Origin of the sequence: Mesorhizobium sp. 2RAF21 (genome assembly GCF_052115345.1) — a bacterium.
GTDB classification, from domain to species: Bacteria; Pseudomonadota; Alphaproteobacteria; order Rhizobiales; family Rhizobiaceae; genus Mesorhizobium; species Mesorhizobium terrae.
In genome coordinates this window covers 1-16,966 of the sequence record NZ_JBFRGM010000029.1, presented here as the reverse complement: position 1 = coordinate 16,966, position 16,966 = coordinate 1, and the positions used below count along the sequence as shown (strand labels likewise).

Genomic DNA, 16,966 nt, shown 5'->3' with positions numbered 1-16,966 from the left:
TCTTTCGTGGGCGCGCGCCTTTGACCAGCGATCGGTCCTAGCTCGAGCGCAAGCCTGTCGACAGCATCCTCGAAATTTGAGTTCTGGAACTGAAGCGCCGACCACCCTGAACAAATGCATCTGCGAGAAGCTTGAGAAACTGCGGATTGCCCAGCAAATCTGAAAGCCCGAAACGCTCGACCTCTTTCGAAAAGTCACTAAAGGATTCGCCATGCAGATGTGTGTCAAAAAGCCGCTTCTGCTCCTCGTCAGAAAACGCCTCGATTCTAACGATTATCGGGTCAGTGCCGAAGCAATCCCTGACCAAGCGTGTACGGTCTTCCGCCCATTCCGACGATCTACTGGCGAATACGACGCGACCGTCACATGCCTCCCGTGCCCGAACAATTATTTGGTCTACTGCCGACTGATCGATCCTCGCCGCTTCGTCCACGGCGTCAACAATCAAGGGTGTTGTCTGCGCGGTCCTAGAGCTATGGCGAAACAGGCTTGCCCGGACCGGTTTCACGCCCCAGATTCGACCCAGCTCGCCTAGCAGCTCGGTCTTACCCGCTCCTGGTTCAGCTAGGACGACAAACACCGAGCCGCGATCCAAAACCTCCTGCTCTGACAGGTGTTCGAGATCAATGACTAGGCGGCGGTTAATGTAGAAATCGACCATTGAATATCGATAGCCAATCGGCGGGCGCAGATCCATGCCGACCGAGCTGTCGGCCATGCCAATCAACAGAGCTTTTCAACTAAGAGTTCGAACGCAAGACCCCGTTAAGTCCGGGCCCCTTTTGTTGATTGTCTGTCGTTCCACCAGGTGAATCAGAGTGCGTCCCCACAAAGTGCGCTTCATCGGATTTCCCGAACTGTTATTCGGATCCTCCGAACAATCGACTGACCGTCTGCTTTCTCATCACGGCTCGGATTCGATGCCCACTCAGATATCCGCGGGGAAGGCGCCTGCTAGTGCAAATCTATTGGTCGCGCAATCCGCACTGCGCTGCTTTATTGTTCCGACTCCCCGAATAATCTCCCGTTCCGGCTCAAACTTGCTCGAATTCTAGTGAAGTTCTGTCTAAAAGTAGTGAAGTAAATTTTCATCGGCGTAAATTACGTATATTTTTCAATTGCTTGCGCGGGTTCCCGAAATTGCGAATATAGGAATCATATAACACGCATGTCCGCCCGAGCGGCTGCCTATAGGGCGCGAGCGGATTAAACCTGTTGTGAAGTTGAAATCGGCGCGCCATCCTCGATTAAATCGAAATGGAGGCGCGACGAGTGGCGGAAACACAACATGCGGTGCAGCAGCACAACCCTCGACAGATGTCGATCCATCGCCGGTTCGGTTCATTCAAACAGAGCCGACCCCATCGAGTCTTTGGGAGGTCAGATAGGCCTGATCACGATCAGCAAATACATCGTCAGGCTTCCACTTCCTCTCGAAGCGCGACAGAGGGTTCCAATGGTGGTGGGTCGATAATCGGACGTTTTCGGCGGACGTCCTCAGGCCACAGCATGGCTTCGATATCAAATTCGACATGTTCCAGCGCGGAATACAGAGCCAGTCCGAATGCCTGTGCCATCCTGGGAGCGACAGCATTGCCAATCTGCTTTGCGACCGATTCTTTTCCGCCGACAAACTCGAATTCGGTCGGGAAGTTTTGGAGAACTGCCCTCATGCGGATCGTCAAGCCCGGCACAAAGTCCGGTCCATTTCTGCGGGCGAGCTCATCGGTCGGGGCCGCGTCAGGAACGCCGGACGGATCGAGACCACTGCGCTTCCAGCGGAGTGCCTCCAATTTTCGCGCTTTACCCTTTCTGCCAAGAAGTGTGAACGCCTGCGCACCTTGGACGACGGCGCCGTCGTCGAGTTCAAAGGTGGCGGTTCGGCAATATTCGGCCCAATTTTTCGCTTCGCTCCAACCATTGGCGGACATCAGATCGTAAAGAGTCTCGCCGACATTGGCACGGCGCTCTGGGAACCGGCTAGGCATTTCAAAGTGGCGGCGGTCGCGCGTCCGAAGTCCAATGAACAAAATACGAGGGCGGTTCTGCGCGATCCCGTAGTCTTGCGTGTTTACTTCGACGATCTGGACATCGTATCCCGCTTCGTTCAACTCCTTCAGAAAGCGCGCTATCTGGTCGGAATGTTTTGCGAAAAGAGCACCACGGACATTTTCAAAGAGAAATGCTTTGGGCTGGATCTCACGTACGGCGCGGGCGCCCTCAAGCAGTAGATCTCTCTCGTCCGCATGTCCCTTGCCTTCGCCTTCTTCGGAGTAGGGTTGACATGGTAGACCTCCGCAAACGAGGTCAATCTGGCCGGCATATTGGGTGAAGTCGATCGTCGTTAGATCCTTTTCGACAACGGGCCAGTTAGGACGATTGCGTCTCATTGTAGCCGCTGCGTTTTTATCAAACTCGATAAGGGCTACGTGTTCAAAGCCGGCGGCTTCCAACCCAATCGCCATACCTCCGGCCCCCGCGCACAGTTCCAGGGTCCGAAGGCGCTTTGTCGGCAGCTTCGTCAGCGGTTGCCTGGGCGGCGGCAAAATCCCTGACATGAAGTGGTCGTTTCCGGTAAATCGGGCCAAGGTCCCAAGGGGGCCAGTCGCGAGCGTGGAAAGCATGTGCGACCGGATTTTCTGCGACCGTGGCGATCCTTCGGCCGCCGATGCGAGGTTGCCCAATGCGCGATGGGTTGTCGCGACCTCGCGGGCTGCGGGCTTGAGCGATCGCCATTCGGCGTCGCCGTGGCGGGCGTGCGATGATCCGAAGGCTGCTTCAAACTTCGGCATTAGCTTTTGAGCTTTGTCGGCGATGGAGGCAGCCGAACTGGAAGGTGAGCCGTCTACAGTCGACGGGTTCAAGCCAGCTATTTCGTGCATCAGGTCTGTTGCACCGGTTTCGAATTCAGCAATCACGGTCTTCGCGTGTCGCTTTGCAAAAGCGTGCATCATGCGTTTGCGCATCGAGACCGAAATTTCGCGCGCGGACATTGCGTCGTCCGCGATCCGCTTTCGCAGTACGCGAAAGTCGGACAGGTCGAAACGTGCACCGGAGGCGATCGATGCCAGTGCGCGGCCTCGCACGCTTTCGCGCGCTGAAGCCAAGCTCCTGATCATGTCGTAGGAGACACCGTTGTTCCTGAGCACATCGGTGTATGGCGCAAGCCTTCTCGTCACTTTTCCGTAAAAGGCAATTTCTGATCGCGATAAATTGCATCGGGCGACGAGGAATTCCCGTGCATCAGCAGGGGCGATCTGGCTCTCAAGTTCAGAGATCTTCGTCGCGAGTTCCAATGCCTTGTCGACCATTGCCTTGCGGAGCTTGATGATCTCTGATCTCGTTTTGCTGAGAGCTGCAGCCGTCTCGTGCATCGCGCCATTCCGTTGTGTCAGTTTGATACGCACATATCGCACCACAGCTTTCCAGATCTGCAAGGCAATTGCTAAAACTTGAGTCGAGACGTGCCAGCGATGATCCCCCGTTCAAACAAATTCAACCGATCAAACAAGTGATCGCTAATACGGCGCGGAAGGTGGCGGTGTGTGGAGGCTCAGACGAACGGGGTCGGGTGGTGAGTGTTCGGGCGGAGATGGTCACAAGGCTCAACGAGCTTTTTCGAAAGCCGCACTACCTCATGGTGTGCCGGCAAGATGATAGAGCACAGTATTTCGCGACGCTGATCTCGGCTCAGCTCAACAAGATCGCCCTAAAATCGTTGACATTCGTCCCGGTCGGACCTGTTTCGAATAAGTCGCCAATGGCGTTGAAGGCCGTGAAACTGTCGTTGGCATCAAGAATGCGTCGCGCGTCCAGCGCCGTCAAACGCAGTCGCTTGACGGTCGTGCCATCGGCAAAGGCGCCGGCGTTGGCCTCCGAGCCGTCGATGCCATCGGTGTCGGCGGCGATGAGGTGAAAATCGTACCCGTCGAGCGCAATCGCCGCCGCCAACGCGAACTCGCCATTTCGCCCACCTTTGCCGCCCATTTTTCGAATGGTGACCGTCGTCTCGCCACCGGAGAGGATCACAACAGGTTTGGAAAACGGCCGATTGCGGGCAAGGATCTCCTTGGCGATGGCTGCGTGCACGAGTGCCACCTCGCGAGCTTCCCCCTCTACGGCATCCGACAGGATCGCCGCCTCTATGCCGTTCGCTCTAGCGAGTTGCGCGGCAGCCTCGAGAGAAACGCCGGCCGAGGCGATAACGTGGTGACTGTTGCGTACGACCGCAGGATCGTCGGGCCGCGGCGCGTCGGCTGCCGCCGAGTTTAGGTGGTCGATTGCCGCCAGCGGCAATGTGAGGCCGTATCGGGCAATGATCTCAAGAGCATCGTGTCGGGTTGAGTAATCCGGCACAGTAGGGCCCGATGCAACATGGGCGGGATTGTCGCCCGGAATGTCAGAGACTATGAGGCTCACGACGCGCGCTTTAGTCGCCGTCGCCAGGCGGCCGCCCTTGATAGTTGACAGATGTTTACGCACGACATTCATCGCGGAGATGGGCGCGCCCGAAGACAGCAGTGTCTCGTTCAAAGAAATTTCGTCCTCAAGCGACAGACCTTGAGGCGGAGATGGGAGCAGAGCGGAGCCGCCGCCACAGATGAGAGCGATGACGAGGTCATCGGCGGATAGATCCTTGACCGTCTCGATCAGGCGCTTCGACGCGGCGAGCCCCGCAGAGTCTGGTACTGGATGCGAAGCTTCGATGACTTCCACATGTCTGGTCTCACAGCCATAGCCATATCTGGTGACGACGACGCCTTCCAGTGGGCCGTCCCAAATGCTCTCCAGTGCGCGCGCCATCTGAGCCGCGCCTTTGCCCGCGCCGACGACCACCGTCTTGCCTTTCGGCCTTTCCGGAAGATGCCGCACAACACCGTTCAGTGGGTCGGCAGCCGTTACAGCCGCCTTGAAAAGGGAGGTTAAGAAGCTCCGTGCTTCAAAATCCATATCGTGTATTCCCTAGGTAAGTGCCGCATGGGGTTGAGCTCGCATGCCGGACTTGCATTGCTCGATGTGGCTGGCGGCCAAGGCCGTGCTGGCTCGCCAATGAAAACGTGGTAGTCTGTCGCTCCGGCACGCGGCGATGCGAAGGCAACCACCGCCGCATCGCCCTTCGTCGACTACTTCAGGCCCACAAAGCCCTCAGGAGTTTTAACCTCCACAATCGTGAAGCCGTCCGAGGTCTTCTTCGCTGCCGGCCTTGCATCCAGAGGTTTTCCGGTCTCGATAAAGGAAACGATATCCTTTGCTACCGCCTCGGGTGCTCCCCATTGCACATTATGTCCGACATCGCTCTCCTGCGCGCCTGACGCAGGCAGGGGGATCATTCCATACTGCTTCCAGAAGTTTTGGCCGCCCCTACGCTTGGCCGCTTCTGTGAGAAGCTGCCTCACCTGCTCTTGGTCTGAAGCAGGGAAAATGTTGTCCTGAGAACCCCAAATCACGAACGTCGGAACGGACAGCTTTTTCAAGCGCTCAGTATGATCAGTTGCAAGCAGGGCCATGGTGGCGCCGATCCAGGTACCGAGTCGCACATGGGCTGTCTCGGGAAGATAGGGCCGCAAGAAGCTATCAGGAGCTAGTGGATCGACATCCCAGTTCGCGGCCAACCACTTCTCCACGTCCTTATCGGCGCTCGCTGGAATTTCGTCATAGAAGTCGATAGGGTATCTCTTACCCCTTGCTTCAAGGGCCTTCTTCCAACTTCCCTCTACCGGCTCATTGAGCACGTAGTCGCGCAGCACAGCATTGTCGGTGGCCTTCGCGGCTGTCGCAACGAGAACGGCGCCTCGGACCATCGAAGGACTGTCGAGCGCGATTTCCTGAGTGACGAAGGTGCCGAGCGAGTGACCTACCAAGAAAGTGCTGTTGATTTTTTTCGCTTTCATGAACGCGGTTACGTCGTCTGCGAAATCTTTCACTTCAAAGCACGATTCAGGCTCGGTCGCGCAGAGCCTACGCGGCGGCATCGTGCTGCCGCCGTGACCGCGCAGATCGACAGCAAAGATATGCAGCTTACGGTCAAATCGGAGGAGAAAGGGAATCGTCGTCGACCATGAGCGAACACTATCCGTCAGGCCATGTATCAAAATGACGGGCGTACCGCTTTTCGGCCCGAACTCCATGTACGACATTGTGATGCCGGTAGAGAGCGGCTGCTTGCATCGATTATCTATGTCGTCACAGGAACTCTTCGCCTCAGCGCCTGTCGCGATCGTGAGTGCGGTTAGAACTGCCAGCATTGCTGCAGTCTTTCGAAGCATTCTCATGAACTCGATCCCCTTTTTTATGTTTGAATCCGAGCTACGCACGGTGGCTTGTGCGTGCGACAACATCTTAGCTCCTTCCCGTTTCCTACGGGTCATGTGATTGCGCCAAACTCTGGTGGATTCAATCTCCCGCAACTACCTGTCCCATCTCCATTCGGGTCCGGACGGATCACACTGCCGAGGCCACAACACCTTCGCTTATCGCGTTTCGAACTTTTACGACACTATAAGAACCACATTTTGTGCAATATAACTGTGGCTATATGTGGCTTTATGTGCCATTTGGCAAATTCATGGCTCAACGGAAGTTTGGACTGCGAACCATGCAACATGCGCCAAAACTTGATAGCCCTTTGGTATATGATTCCGTGCGACCTCGTCACCGCGCGTGCATCATTGTCGCCGATGGATTCAACCTGTTTTCCTTCACCGCTGTCCTCGAGGCATTGAGGATCGCAAACCAATGCTCCTCCGAGCCGGCATACGGGTGGTGGGTCATGTCGCTGAACTCGGCCGATGTAGTCAGCGACGCGGGCGTGAAAATCGCCGCGGACTCTACTTTTTTGCATAGGTCCGGCGAAGGACGGGGGAATTTTTTCGAAAGTGTCTATGTCATTTCCTCAAGCGTCAGTCCCCAGACTTCCAAACTGCTCGGGCGTTTTCTCAATAAGGAACGGACTTTAGGCGCGAGAATTGTCGGTATTGAACGGGGCGTGTTCGAACTCGCCCGTGCCGGTCTGGTCACTGAGGCCGCCCTTCATTGGGGCCACGCATCGGAGTTTCTCGCCGAGTTCGGCGCGGCGGTCCCTGCGAGATGGGAGCTGTTCGTGGAAAATCAAGATGTTGCCACCTGCGCAGGTGGTTCTGCCGTTGTGGATATGATGGCCCACTTGGTGGGATCTGCTGGCGGTCAAGCCGTAGCTGCTCATTTCTGCCAAGCTGCAATTGTCGAGCGTGTGAGGCCAAGTGGCGAATTGCAGTCGAGACCATTCGCAAGCAGGCATCCAGCGTCGCACCCAACCGTCGTGGCAGCGATCAAGCTGATGGAGACCCACGTTCTGCCGATGCTTACGCTAAAGGAGATCGCCTTCAACGTCGGGATCTCCCGGCGCCAGTTGGAGAGACTCTTTCAAACACATGCCCAATGCACCCCGGCTCGGTATTATCAAAGCGTGCGTTTGGAGCTTTCGAGATATCTGCTGTCGAGCAAGAACATCCCGATTGGCGAGATCGCCAGCCAATGCGGCTTCATCTCGTCCTCTCATTTTTCGAGAGCTTATTTCGAACACTTTGGTCTGAACCCTCGCGCGACAAGGCTTAGGTCGCTTGGATATGCCGAATTTCCACACCAAGGCGTGACAAACGCTCGAATATCCACACTATAGTGCGGTTATGTGTGGGTTTGCGTTGACATCTGCGGAGTTTGTAGGTAGTAAAACACCAATTCGAACACCCGGTTGTGATGAGGATGCCGGCGTGGTGGTTCAAAGGAGAGGCGCTTCAATGAAGGTATTGGTTCCGGTCAAAAGGGTCGCGGATTTCAACGTGAAGATCCGGGTGAAGTCCGACGGATCGGACGTCGATCTCGCCAATGTAAAAATGGCGATGAATCCCTTCGACGAAATATCGGTTGAGGAGGCTCTGCGCCTGCGTGAGGCTGGAACGGCCTCTGAGGTCGTTGTGGTATCGATCGGAGCGTCAAAGACCGAGGAGACTCTTCGTACGGCTCTGGCCATGGGCGCCGACCGCGCGATCCTAATCGAAACCGATGATGTTACGGAGCCGCTCGCAGTCGCGAAAATCCTCAAGGGCGTGGTCGCTGAGGAGCAGCCGGGGCTGATCATTGTCGGCAAGCAGGCGATCGACGATGACGCAAACCAGACGGGTCAGATGCTTTCGGCATTGCTCGGCTGCGCCCAGGCGACATTCGCTTCAAAAATTGAAATCAATGCCGACTACGCCATGGTCACCCGCGAGGTTGATGGCGGCCTGCAGACAATCAAGGTCAAGCTGCCTGCCGTCGTCACTTCAGATCTCCGGCTGAACGAACCGAGATATGCGTCGCTTCCCAACATCATGAAGGCGAAGAAGAAGCCGTTGGACAAGAAGACGCCGGCCGACTTCGGCGTCGATACCAAAGCGCGTTTGAAGGTGCTCAAGGTCGAGGAGCCTGCTGGACGCAAGGCCGGCGTCAAGGTCAAGTCCGTCGCGGAACTGATCGAAAAGCTCAAGACCGAAGCGCGCGTTCTCTAAACGGATATCGGAGTATCTCTTATGTCAATTCTCTTGCTTGCTGATCATGACAACAACACCATGTCGGACCAATCGGCTCGCGCGCTCGTCGCAGCCACGAAGATCGGCGGACCCGTCCACGTACTTGTAGCGGGAAACGGCGCGCGCGCTGCGGCGGACGAGGCTTCGAAGTTCGCGGGCGTCGACAAGGTCCTTTTCGCTGAAAGCCCAAGCCTGGCAAACGAGCTGGCAGAGCCACTCGCCGACCTCATCGTCGGGCTTGCCGCAAACTACGACGTCGTTATTTCGGCAGCGAATTCTGTCGGCAAGAGCGTCCTGCCTCGCGTCGCCGCCCTCCTCGACGTGCCGCAGATCTCGGAAATCATCGAGGTTGTTTCGTCCGACACGTTCAAGCGCCCGATTTATGCTGGAAATGCCATCCAGACAGTCCAGTCCGTCGATCCGAAAAAGGTCATAACCGTACGCACGGCGTCGTTTCCCCAGCCCGCTCAGGGCAACTCGGCTGCCGTCGAGGCCATCTCGACGGCAGCTCTTTCCTCCGAGCTTTCATCCTTTGTCTCGGAAGCGATTTCTTCCTCGGATCGTCCAGAACTGACCTCGGCGAAGATCATCGTCTCAGGTGGCCGCGCCCTTGGCTCCTCGGATAAGTTCCAGGAGGTGATCCTACCGGTCGCCGACAAGCTCGGGGCCGCTGTCGGCGCCTCGCGTGCCGCTGTCGATGCCGGTTATGCTCCGAACGATTGGCAGGTTGGCCAAACCGGAAAGGTCGTTGCACCGGACCTGTACATCGCGTGTGGCATTTCGGGTGCGATCCAGCATCTCGCAGGCATGAAGGACTCAAAGGTCATCGTCGCTATCAACAAAGACGAAGATGCACCGATTTTCCAGGTTGCCGACTACGGCCTTGTGGCGGATCTTTTCGAGGTACTTCCCGAGTTCCAAAAAGCGATCTAGGGAGCGCTATGGTGTCGGCAGCGGGAGGATGGTCAGTGAGAAGTAACGCCGACCTCTTGGTCGCTGACACGATAGCGCCGAGCCAGGAAACTGCCCAGGCGGGCGGCCTTAGGGGCCGTCCGCCGTGCCTGCAGGAAGCGCTCGACTGCATTTACAACATCATGTTGGCGAGCGAGAGTACGATGATGGCGAAATTCACCGCCGCAAAAGTCGTCCATAATCTCTCCAAGCCAGGTAGATCGAGGGCGGCGTCGGCGGCTATCGCAACTTCCCTGACCGAACCTTTTGCGCAGGCATTATCTGAACTTTCCGAACTTGGTACTCGGTTCAAGGGCCTAGCCGAATCTCTCCGGCATATCTCTTCCAAAGTGGACTGGTATCCGTGCAAAACCGGCCTTTTCGCCAGTGTGAACTTCGAGCACGCGAATGCGCAGGCAATCCTTGTCGGTCCTGGTGGAATGGAGGAAAGAGGCGACGTAAGGATCGGTATCATGCTGATGGCGCCTTACACCCGCTTCCCGGACCACACGCAATCGCGCGCCAGAACGTTTCTTGCCTTGTCAGACGGAGAATTTCGGATCGGAGAAGGGCACTGGACGCGCATGGGTATCGGCTCGATGGCTTTCAACGATGCGGGACGCGGCCTCGCGATCAGATGCACCGCAAAGCCTTTCCTCGCTGTCTGGTGTCAGTTGGAGCGATAGGGCGACTGGAGAGCTCCAGCCAGATGCAGCGAGCCTGTCACCAAGACCCATGAGTTCAATTCTGCCGCAGCCTCGACTGCTTTCTGATACGCGGCCTGAGGGTTTTCTTGGGCAACGAAGCTGATATTCAGTTCAGCGCAAATGCCTTGGAGGTCAGATAGTGGGCGCGAGCTTCTGTTGACAATTGTTCCCACAACCAATGTGGGACAAATGACCGCAAGGGTTGCCAACAGACCGTCTGCATCCTTGTCAGACGCGATTGAGATAACGACGACGGGCCGGGTGCTGCATTCCGGTCGAACCTGCAGGTCTTGCAGAACGGCAGCCAGGTTGAATGGCACGTGGGCACCATCGACGATTACAGGCACCGACGTTAGCCGGTCTCGTGCGCGGAAACGTTCGGTAAAGGCTTCCAGCCGCCCCGGCAGCCTTACTGAGTTTGCTGTGTCTTTGTCGATAAGCCAGCCTCCGACGGAAAGGCGGGGAAGGGCGCTTCCAAGGGCGTCAAGTGTCGTGCATGCCACGGATCTGTTCCTGTCCGCGATTGTTTGCCCAGCGTCTACTTCTGCTAAAAAGAGCCTGCAGCCAAGCGAATGGGCTCGAGCATGTACTATGCTCCCCGCTTCGTCATCGCTGGCCAGCGTCGTGACCACGACTGAGGCCGGCTTTATGATGCCGGCTTTTTCAAATGCGATAGCTGACCTCGTATTGCCCAGAACTTCCGTGTGTTCAAGGTGCACGTTCGTGATGACGGCGACGTCAGCGCGCGCGATGTTGGTAGAGTCCAGCCTTCCACCAAGCCCAGTCTCAACTACGGCGACGTCGATACAAGACTGTGCAAATGTGAGGTATGCAGCAATGGTCATGAGGTCAAACCACGTAGCATGCCGACCTAGCGTTCCGTCTTCGACCGCGGCGGAGTGGGCACGAAGCGCTGCGTTCAACGCGACACCTAGCGTGGTGTTGTCGATGGTCGCCCCGTTCAAGGAAATTCGCTCGTTGACCCGATGGACATGAGGCGAGCCATATCGACCTACGGAAAGACCCGCTCGGAGAAGCCCCGCCTCGATCAGCGCGCAGGTCGACCCCTTTCCTTTTGTGCCGGTCACGTGGACGATCGGGTAGCCGCGATGCGGATTGCCGAGGCGATCCGCCAGATCCTCTATTGCGGAAAGGCCAACGCGCATGTCTCCACGTGGCCGCTGTTCCCAGTTCGTGAGCTCGTCCATCCTTTGCAGGGCCAAAGCCAGCGGTAGTGGAGATGACATCGCAAGTTCACCGTCTTACATGTTCGGATAAACCGGCCCCTCGCCACCCTGCGGCGGCACCCAGTTGATGTTCTGATTGGGATCCTTGATATCGCAGGTCTTGCAGTGGACGCAGTTCTGGGCGTTGATGACGTAGGTCTCCCGTCCATCCTTTTCCACCCACTCGTAGACGCCTGCCGGACAAAACCGCGTCGACGGGCCGGCATAAACTCCTAGCTCTGAGTATTCCTGCAGCCCTATATCCTTGACCTTCAGATGCACCGGCTCGTTCTCCTCGTGGTTGGTGTTCGACAGGAACACCGAGGAGAGACGGTCGAAGGTCAGCACGCCGTCGGGCTTCGGATAATCGATCTCCTTATGCTTGGAAGCCGGCTCCAGCGACTGGGCGTCGGTCTTGTCGTGGCCGAGCGTGCCGAAGAAGGAGAAGCCGAAGAGCTGGTTGGTCCACATGTCGAGACCGCCGAGCGCCACGCCAACAGCCGTGCCGAACTTCGACCACAGCGGCTTGACGTTGCGGACCCGCTTCAGGTCCTTGCCGATGTCGCTCGAACGCCAGTCGTTCTCGATCTCGACCACTTCGTCATTGGCGCGACCTGCGGCAATCGCTGCCGCGATCCGATCCGCCGCCATCATCCCTGACAGCACCGCATTGTGGCTGCCCTTGATGCGGGGGACGTTGACGAAGCCGGCGGAGCAGCCGATCAGCGCGCCGCCTGGGAAGGTCAGTTTCGGCACCGATTGGTAACCGCCTTCGGTGATGGCGCGAGCGCCGTAGGACAGCCGCTTGCCGCCCTCGAAGGTGCGGCGAATAGCGGGGTGAGTCTTGAAGCGCTGGAACTCCTCGAACGGAGAAAGGTAGGGGTTCTTGTAGTTCAGGTGAACCACGAAGCCGACTGCGACGAGATTGTCTTCCAGATGATACAGGAACGAGCCGCCGCCGGTCTTCATGCCGAGCGGCCAGCCGAAGGAGTGCTGGACGAGACCCTGTTTGTGGTTCTCCGGCTTGACCTGCCAGAGCTCCTTGATGCCGATGCCGAACTTTTGCGGCTGGCGCCCCTTGGAAAGACCAAACTTCCCGATTAATTGCTTGGCCAGCGAGCCGCGCACGCCTTCGCCGATCAGCACATACTTGCCTAGCAGTTCCATGCCGCGGGTGAAGTTGGGGCCGGGCTCGCCGTTCTTCTCGACGCCCATGTCGCCGGTGGCGACACCGATGACGGCGCCCTCGACGTTGTAGAGCACTTCGGTGGCGGCGAAGCCTGGATAGATCTCGACGCCCAAGGCTTCCGCGTGGCCCGCCAGCCAGCGACAGACGTTGCCGAGCGAGACGATGTAGTTGCCGTGGTTGTTCATCAGCGGCGGCATGGCAAAATTCGGAAGGCGGATCGAGCCGGCGGGGCCAAGCAGCAGGAAGTGGTCGTCTTTCACCTCGGTCTTGAAAGGGTGATCTGCCTCCTCGCGCCAATCGGGCAGCAGGCGATCGATACCGATGGGGTCGACGACCGCGCCCGAGAGGATATGCGCGCCGACTTCGGCACCCTTTTCCAGGACGACGACGGAGAGATCCGGATTGACCTGCTTCAGCCTGATCGCCGCCGAAAGGCCGGCAGGACCGCCGCCGACGATCACTACGTCGAATTCCATGCTTTCGCGTTCGGGCACATCAGTCATCGTGTTGTTCCATTAACGTGTTTCGTCATATGCTGCGTGCGCACGGACCGTTTGAAGTCTGACAGTCTTTCCGACAGCATGAACGCGAGTTCGACGGACTGGCTTGCATTGAGGCGCGGATCGCATTTGGTTTCATACATAAGCGGCAAATCCTCGTGTGAAAGCGCGTGCGCTCCGCCAAGGCACTCGGTGACGTCGCGGCTCGTCATTTCGATGTGAACGCCGCCAGGATATGTTCCTTCGGCCTCGTGAATATCGAAAAAGGATCCGATCTCGCCCACGACGCGGTCGAACGCGCGTGTCTTGTAGCCGCCGGCCTCGATGGTGTTACCGTGCATCGGATCACAGGACCAAACGACCTCACGGCCTTCGCGCCGTACATGTTTTACGAGCTCGGGCAGTCGATCCTCGATGCGGTCCGTGCCCATTCTGGCGATGAGGACGATACGGCCGGGCTCGTTCAGCGGATTCAGTATGTCGAGGAGACGGATCAGTTCGTCGGCGCTGATCGAGGGGCCGCACTTCAACCCGATCGGATTTTGAACTCCCCGACAAAACTCGACATGTGCATGGTCGAGCTGTCGTGTTCGGTCTCCGATCCAAAGCATATGACCGGAGGTCGCGTACCAGTTGCCCGAAGTGGAGTCTGTCCTTGTCAGCGACTGCTCGTACCCCAGGAGCAGGGCCTCGTGCGAGGTGTAGAATTCTGTACTGCGGAGAGCGGTGGCATTCTCCGCGTCGATACCGCACGCTGCCATGAATCCCAATGCTTCCGATACACGGTGGGCAAGGCTTGCGAAGCGTTCGCTGGCCGGTGTTCCGGCTACAAACTCCAACGTCCATTTGTGGATGTTTTCATAGTTTGCGAAGCCACCGGACGCAAAGGCACGCAAAAGGTTAAGGCTTGCGGCGGACTGCCTGTAAGCTGCTTCCTGTCTTTCTGGATCCGGCGTTCGCTGCTCCAGTGTGAAATCGTATCCGTTGACAATGTCGCCCCTGTAAACGGGCAGTTCAATACCTTGGCGGCGTTCGCTCGTGGAGGAACGAGGCTTTGCGAACTGGCCCGCGATGCGGCCCACCTTTACCACTGGCTTTGAGGCCCCGAAGGTGACGATAGACGCCATCTGCAGGAAGACGCGGAAGAAATCGCGGATCGTGTTGGCGCCATGATCGTCGAAGCTTTCGGCGCAGTCTCCACCCTGGAGAAGAAAGGCCTCACCTTTGCAAACCGTAGCAAGCCGCTGCCTGAGCTGACGAACTTCCCCGGCGAAAACTAGCGGCGGATAACCGGCGATGCGGTTCTCGACGGCAGCAAGGCTTTCGACGTCCGGATAGTCGGGTATCTGCTTTGCAGGTAAGCCGCGCCATGTTGCAGGTGTCCAAGTCGACATGTTCCATTCCCTCCCAAGATGCGCCGCCTTACGAGGCGACGCATCCGTCTGGTCAGCTCTACAGGCGACCCGCCAGAGCATCCTTGTAAAGCTTGCCCAGATTTTCTGCGTTCACGGCTATCGGATTTCCGCCGCAAGACGGGTCGTTTTCTGCCATCTTCGCAAGTTCGGCGATGTGTTCTTCCTTCACGCCCACAGCATCGAGAGTATGAGGGATGCCGATCTGCTCGCGGAGCGAGAGTATCCAATTGAGGACCGCGTCGAACGAGGGATTGGGGAGATTCAAATAACGGGCCAGAGCGACGATGCGATCCTCAACCGCCGAGCGGTTGAACTTCAGCACGTAAGGCATGACGATTGCGATCGTCAGGCCGTGATGAGTGTTGAGAAGCGCGCCGCATGGATGCGACAGCGAATGCATGGCGCCAAGCCCCTTCTGGAAGGCCGTGGCCCCCATGCTGGAGGCGACCATCATTTGCGAACGCGCCTCAATATTCTTGCCGTCTTGCACCGCTGTCGGAAGGTAGTTTTTCACCAGGCGGATGGATTCGAGAGCAATACCCTGAGCCATAGGGTGGTAGAAGGGGCTGCAATATGCTTCCAGGCTATGCGAAAGCGCATCCATTCCCACCGCCGCCGTAATCTTGGGAGGAAGATCGACCGTTAGGCCGGGATCTGCGATGACGACGGCAGGCATCATCTTGGGATGGAAGATAATCTTCTTCGTGTGATCGCTTTCGTCGGTGATTACCGACGCACGACCGACCTCCGAGCCTGTCCCGGACGTTGTTGGAACAGCCACCACTGGCGCCATACCCTCGGGATCGACACGAGTGAACCAATCCTCACGATCTTCAAAGTCGAACAGCGGTCGCGTCTGGCCGACCATAAGTGCGATTGCCTTCGCCGCATCCAGGCCGCTGCCTCCTCCGAAGGCGATCACGCCGTCATGGCCGCCCTTCTTGTAGATCGAGACGCCGTCTTCCACGTTCTTGCCGACTGGGTTTGCCTGAATCTCTGAAAATAGACCGCATGGAAGTCCGTCACGAGCGAGAAGGGCCAACGTGTCGGTGACGACCGGAAGCTTTGCAAGGCCGGCATCGGTGATGAAAAGAGGATTCGACATCCCCAACGAGCGGCATGTCTCGGCGAGTTCGCTGATGCGGCCGGCGCCGAACCGGATCGAGGTTGGGTAATTCCAGTTGCCACGGAGGTTTGTAGGCTCGCTCATTTTTCCATCTTTCGGGTTCGCAAGAAGAACGACTTTGAGAGGCGAAGCAGCGGTGACGAAAATCTGCGCGTTGCAGGCGGTTTAAAGCCGCCGAGCATTCCGTTCCCACCGCTTTCTTGATGTGGATTTACGTTTCGAAAGCCTCGTCTGTCAACACAAAACCACGGAAAGTGATCAATTATCGTTGGATATTGTTGCTTTTAGTCGTTCTTGGTGTAACAAGTTTGCCCGTCATCGGATCGGCAAATAAGAATCTGGGAACTGAAAACATGGCCAAGGACGACCTGCAGGGAGCAGTCGAACGAATTGAATCCCTGAAAATATGGAATGGCAACATCGACGTCAGCCCCCTTGCGGGAGGGCTTACCAATAGGAACTATCGCGTGGTGGACGGCCCCGACACCTACGTTGTCAGGTTCGGCGACGACATTCCGGTGCATGGAGTGATGCGATTCAACGAGGCGGCGGCGGCGACCGCTGCCTATCATGCTGGTGTCTCGCCGGAAGTCGTGCACGCCGTGCCGGGCATGATGGTGAGCCGCTTCGTTACAGGAGCGACTCTCACTCCTTCGGATGTCCGCAACAGCGGGCGGATCGAGCGTATCGTCGGACTGATAAAACAGTACCACACGGGCATCGGCGACCATTACACCGGTCCGGTTCTGGCATTCTGGGTTTTCCAGGTCGTGCGGTCCTACATTGCGCGCCTTAGACGGGAAGGCAGCCGACTGGTGCCACGACTCGAGAAGCTTGCTGCTCACTGCCGAATGCTCGAGTCGTCAGTCGGGCCTGTCGACATTGTGTTTAGCCACAACGACCTGCTTGCGGCGAACTTCATCGACGACGGGAAGCGGCTTTGGGTCCTTGACTGGGACTATGCGGGATTGAACACCCCACTCTTCGATCTCGCCAACTTGTCCTCGAACAACGAATTCGATGCGTCGCAGGACGTGCTCATGCTTGAAACATACTATGGCGAGAAGCCGGACGGGGCGCGGGTGAGGGCGCTTCATGCCATGAAGTGCGCGTCGTTGCTCCGTGAGGCGCTGTGGAGCGCGATCTCGGAGCATCACTCTGAACCGCCCCGGGTTTGCCGGAGGCTCCAACTTCCAAATAGGATGGAGCCATGACGAGCAAAACGACGAACAAGTTTTCCCCTGAGGTGCGCGAGCGTGCGGTGCGGCTGGTGTTGGATCACGAGGCCGATCATTCCTCCCGCTGG

At 57.6% G+C, this 16,966-nt stretch carries 13 protein-coding genes; 5 read left to right on the top strand and 8 right to left on the bottom strand.

The genetic code is table 11. From position 1 onward, the window contains the following. Positions 1-37 precede the first annotated feature (37 nt). The 4 genes from AB4136_RS30415 to AB4136_RS30400 all read right to left on the bottom strand — a co-directional run bounded on the left by AB4136_RS30415 (position 38) and on the right by AB4136_RS30400 (position 6,338). Positions 38-727, bottom strand: a complete 690-nt coding sequence (locus AB4136_RS30415) for a hypothetical protein (protein ID WP_441932081.1) — start codon at positions 725-727, stop codon at positions 38-40. Between the two features lie 688 nt (positions 728-1,415). Next, positions 1,416-3,407, bottom strand: coding sequence for a DNA cytosine methyltransferase (locus tag AB4136_RS30410; RefSeq protein ID WP_130270587.1), 1,992 nt, complete (start codon positions 3,405-3,407; stop codon positions 1,416-1,418). A gap of 283 nt (positions 3,408-3,690) precedes the next feature. Further along, positions 3,691-4,950: a glycerate kinase type-2 family protein gene (locus tag AB4136_RS30405; protein ID WP_047627452.1), complete on the bottom strand. Its 1,260-nt coding sequence runs from the start codon at positions 4,948-4,950 to the stop codon at positions 3,691-3,693. 173 nt (positions 4,951-5,123) lie between these two features. Further along, positions 5,124-6,338: an alpha/beta fold hydrolase gene (locus AB4136_RS30400; protein ID WP_183079353.1), complete on the bottom strand. Its 1,215-nt coding sequence runs from the start codon at positions 6,336-6,338 to the stop codon at positions 5,124-5,126. Between the two features lie 257 nt (positions 6,339-6,595). On the opposite strand from AB4136_RS30400, the gene AB4136_RS30395 reads away from it, so the two are divergent. The 4 genes from AB4136_RS30395 to AB4136_RS30380 all read left to right on the top strand — a co-directional run bounded on the left by AB4136_RS30395 (position 6,596) and on the right by AB4136_RS30380 (position 10,183). Then, positions 6,596-7,657, top strand: a complete 1,062-nt coding sequence (locus AB4136_RS30395) for a GlxA family transcriptional regulator (protein WP_183079352.1) — start codon at positions 6,596-6,598, stop codon at positions 7,655-7,657. Between the two features lie 118 nt (positions 7,658-7,775). Beyond that, a complete protein-coding gene (locus AB4136_RS30390) occupies positions 7,776-8,525 on the top strand; it encodes an electron transfer flavoprotein subunit beta/FixA family protein (protein WP_047627447.1) in 750 nt (249 codons plus the stop codon). Between the two features lie 21 nt (positions 8,526-8,546). Further along, complete coding sequence (locus tag AB4136_RS30385; protein WP_047627446.1) at positions 8,547-9,479, top strand: electron transfer flavoprotein subunit alpha/FixB family protein; 933 nt, start codon at positions 8,547-8,549, stop codon at positions 9,477-9,479. Between the two features lie 182 nt (positions 9,480-9,661). Next, positions 9,662-10,183 carry a dimethylsulfonioproprionate lyase family protein gene (locus tag AB4136_RS30380; RefSeq protein ID WP_183079351.1) on the top strand — a complete coding sequence of 174 codons (522 nt, stop codon included), beginning with the start codon at positions 9,662-9,664 and terminating at the stop codon, positions 10,181-10,183. Here AB4136_RS30380 and AB4136_RS30375 read toward each other — a convergent pair. From AB4136_RS30375 to AB4136_RS30360, 4 genes are all read right to left on the bottom strand, one after another. Continuing rightward, positions 10,168-11,370: a bifunctional folylpolyglutamate synthase/dihydrofolate synthase gene (locus tag AB4136_RS30375; protein ID WP_245432217.1), complete on the bottom strand. Its 1,203-nt coding sequence runs from the start codon at positions 11,368-11,370 to the stop codon at positions 10,168-10,170. The genes AB4136_RS30380 and AB4136_RS30375 overlap by 16 nt on opposite strands. Before the next feature lie 96 nt (positions 11,371-11,466). Beyond that, entirely contained in the window at positions 11,467-13,122 is a 1,656-nt protein-coding gene (locus AB4136_RS30370; protein ID WP_047627442.1) for an electron transfer flavoprotein-ubiquinone oxidoreductase, read from the bottom strand. Beyond that, on the bottom strand, positions 13,119-14,513 hold the full coding sequence (locus tag AB4136_RS30365; protein WP_052227458.1) for a class II 3-deoxy-7-phosphoheptulonate synthase: 1,395 nt from the start codon (positions 14,511-14,513) through the stop codon (positions 13,119-13,121). The genes AB4136_RS30370 and AB4136_RS30365 overlap by 4 nt, the downstream gene beginning before the upstream one ends. 58 nt (positions 14,514-14,571) lie before the next feature. Further along, on the bottom strand, positions 14,572-15,744 hold the full coding sequence (locus AB4136_RS30360; protein ID WP_047627440.1) for an iron-containing alcohol dehydrogenase: 1,173 nt from the start codon (positions 15,742-15,744) through the stop codon (positions 14,572-14,574). 269 nt (positions 15,745-16,013) lie between these two features. Between AB4136_RS30360 and AB4136_RS30355 the strand changes: the two genes are divergently transcribed. Then, a complete protein-coding gene (locus AB4136_RS30355) occupies positions 16,014-16,874 on the top strand; it encodes a phosphotransferase (RefSeq protein WP_441932076.1) in 861 nt (286 codons plus the stop codon). The last annotated feature ends 92 nt before the right edge of the window (positions 16,875-16,966 follow it).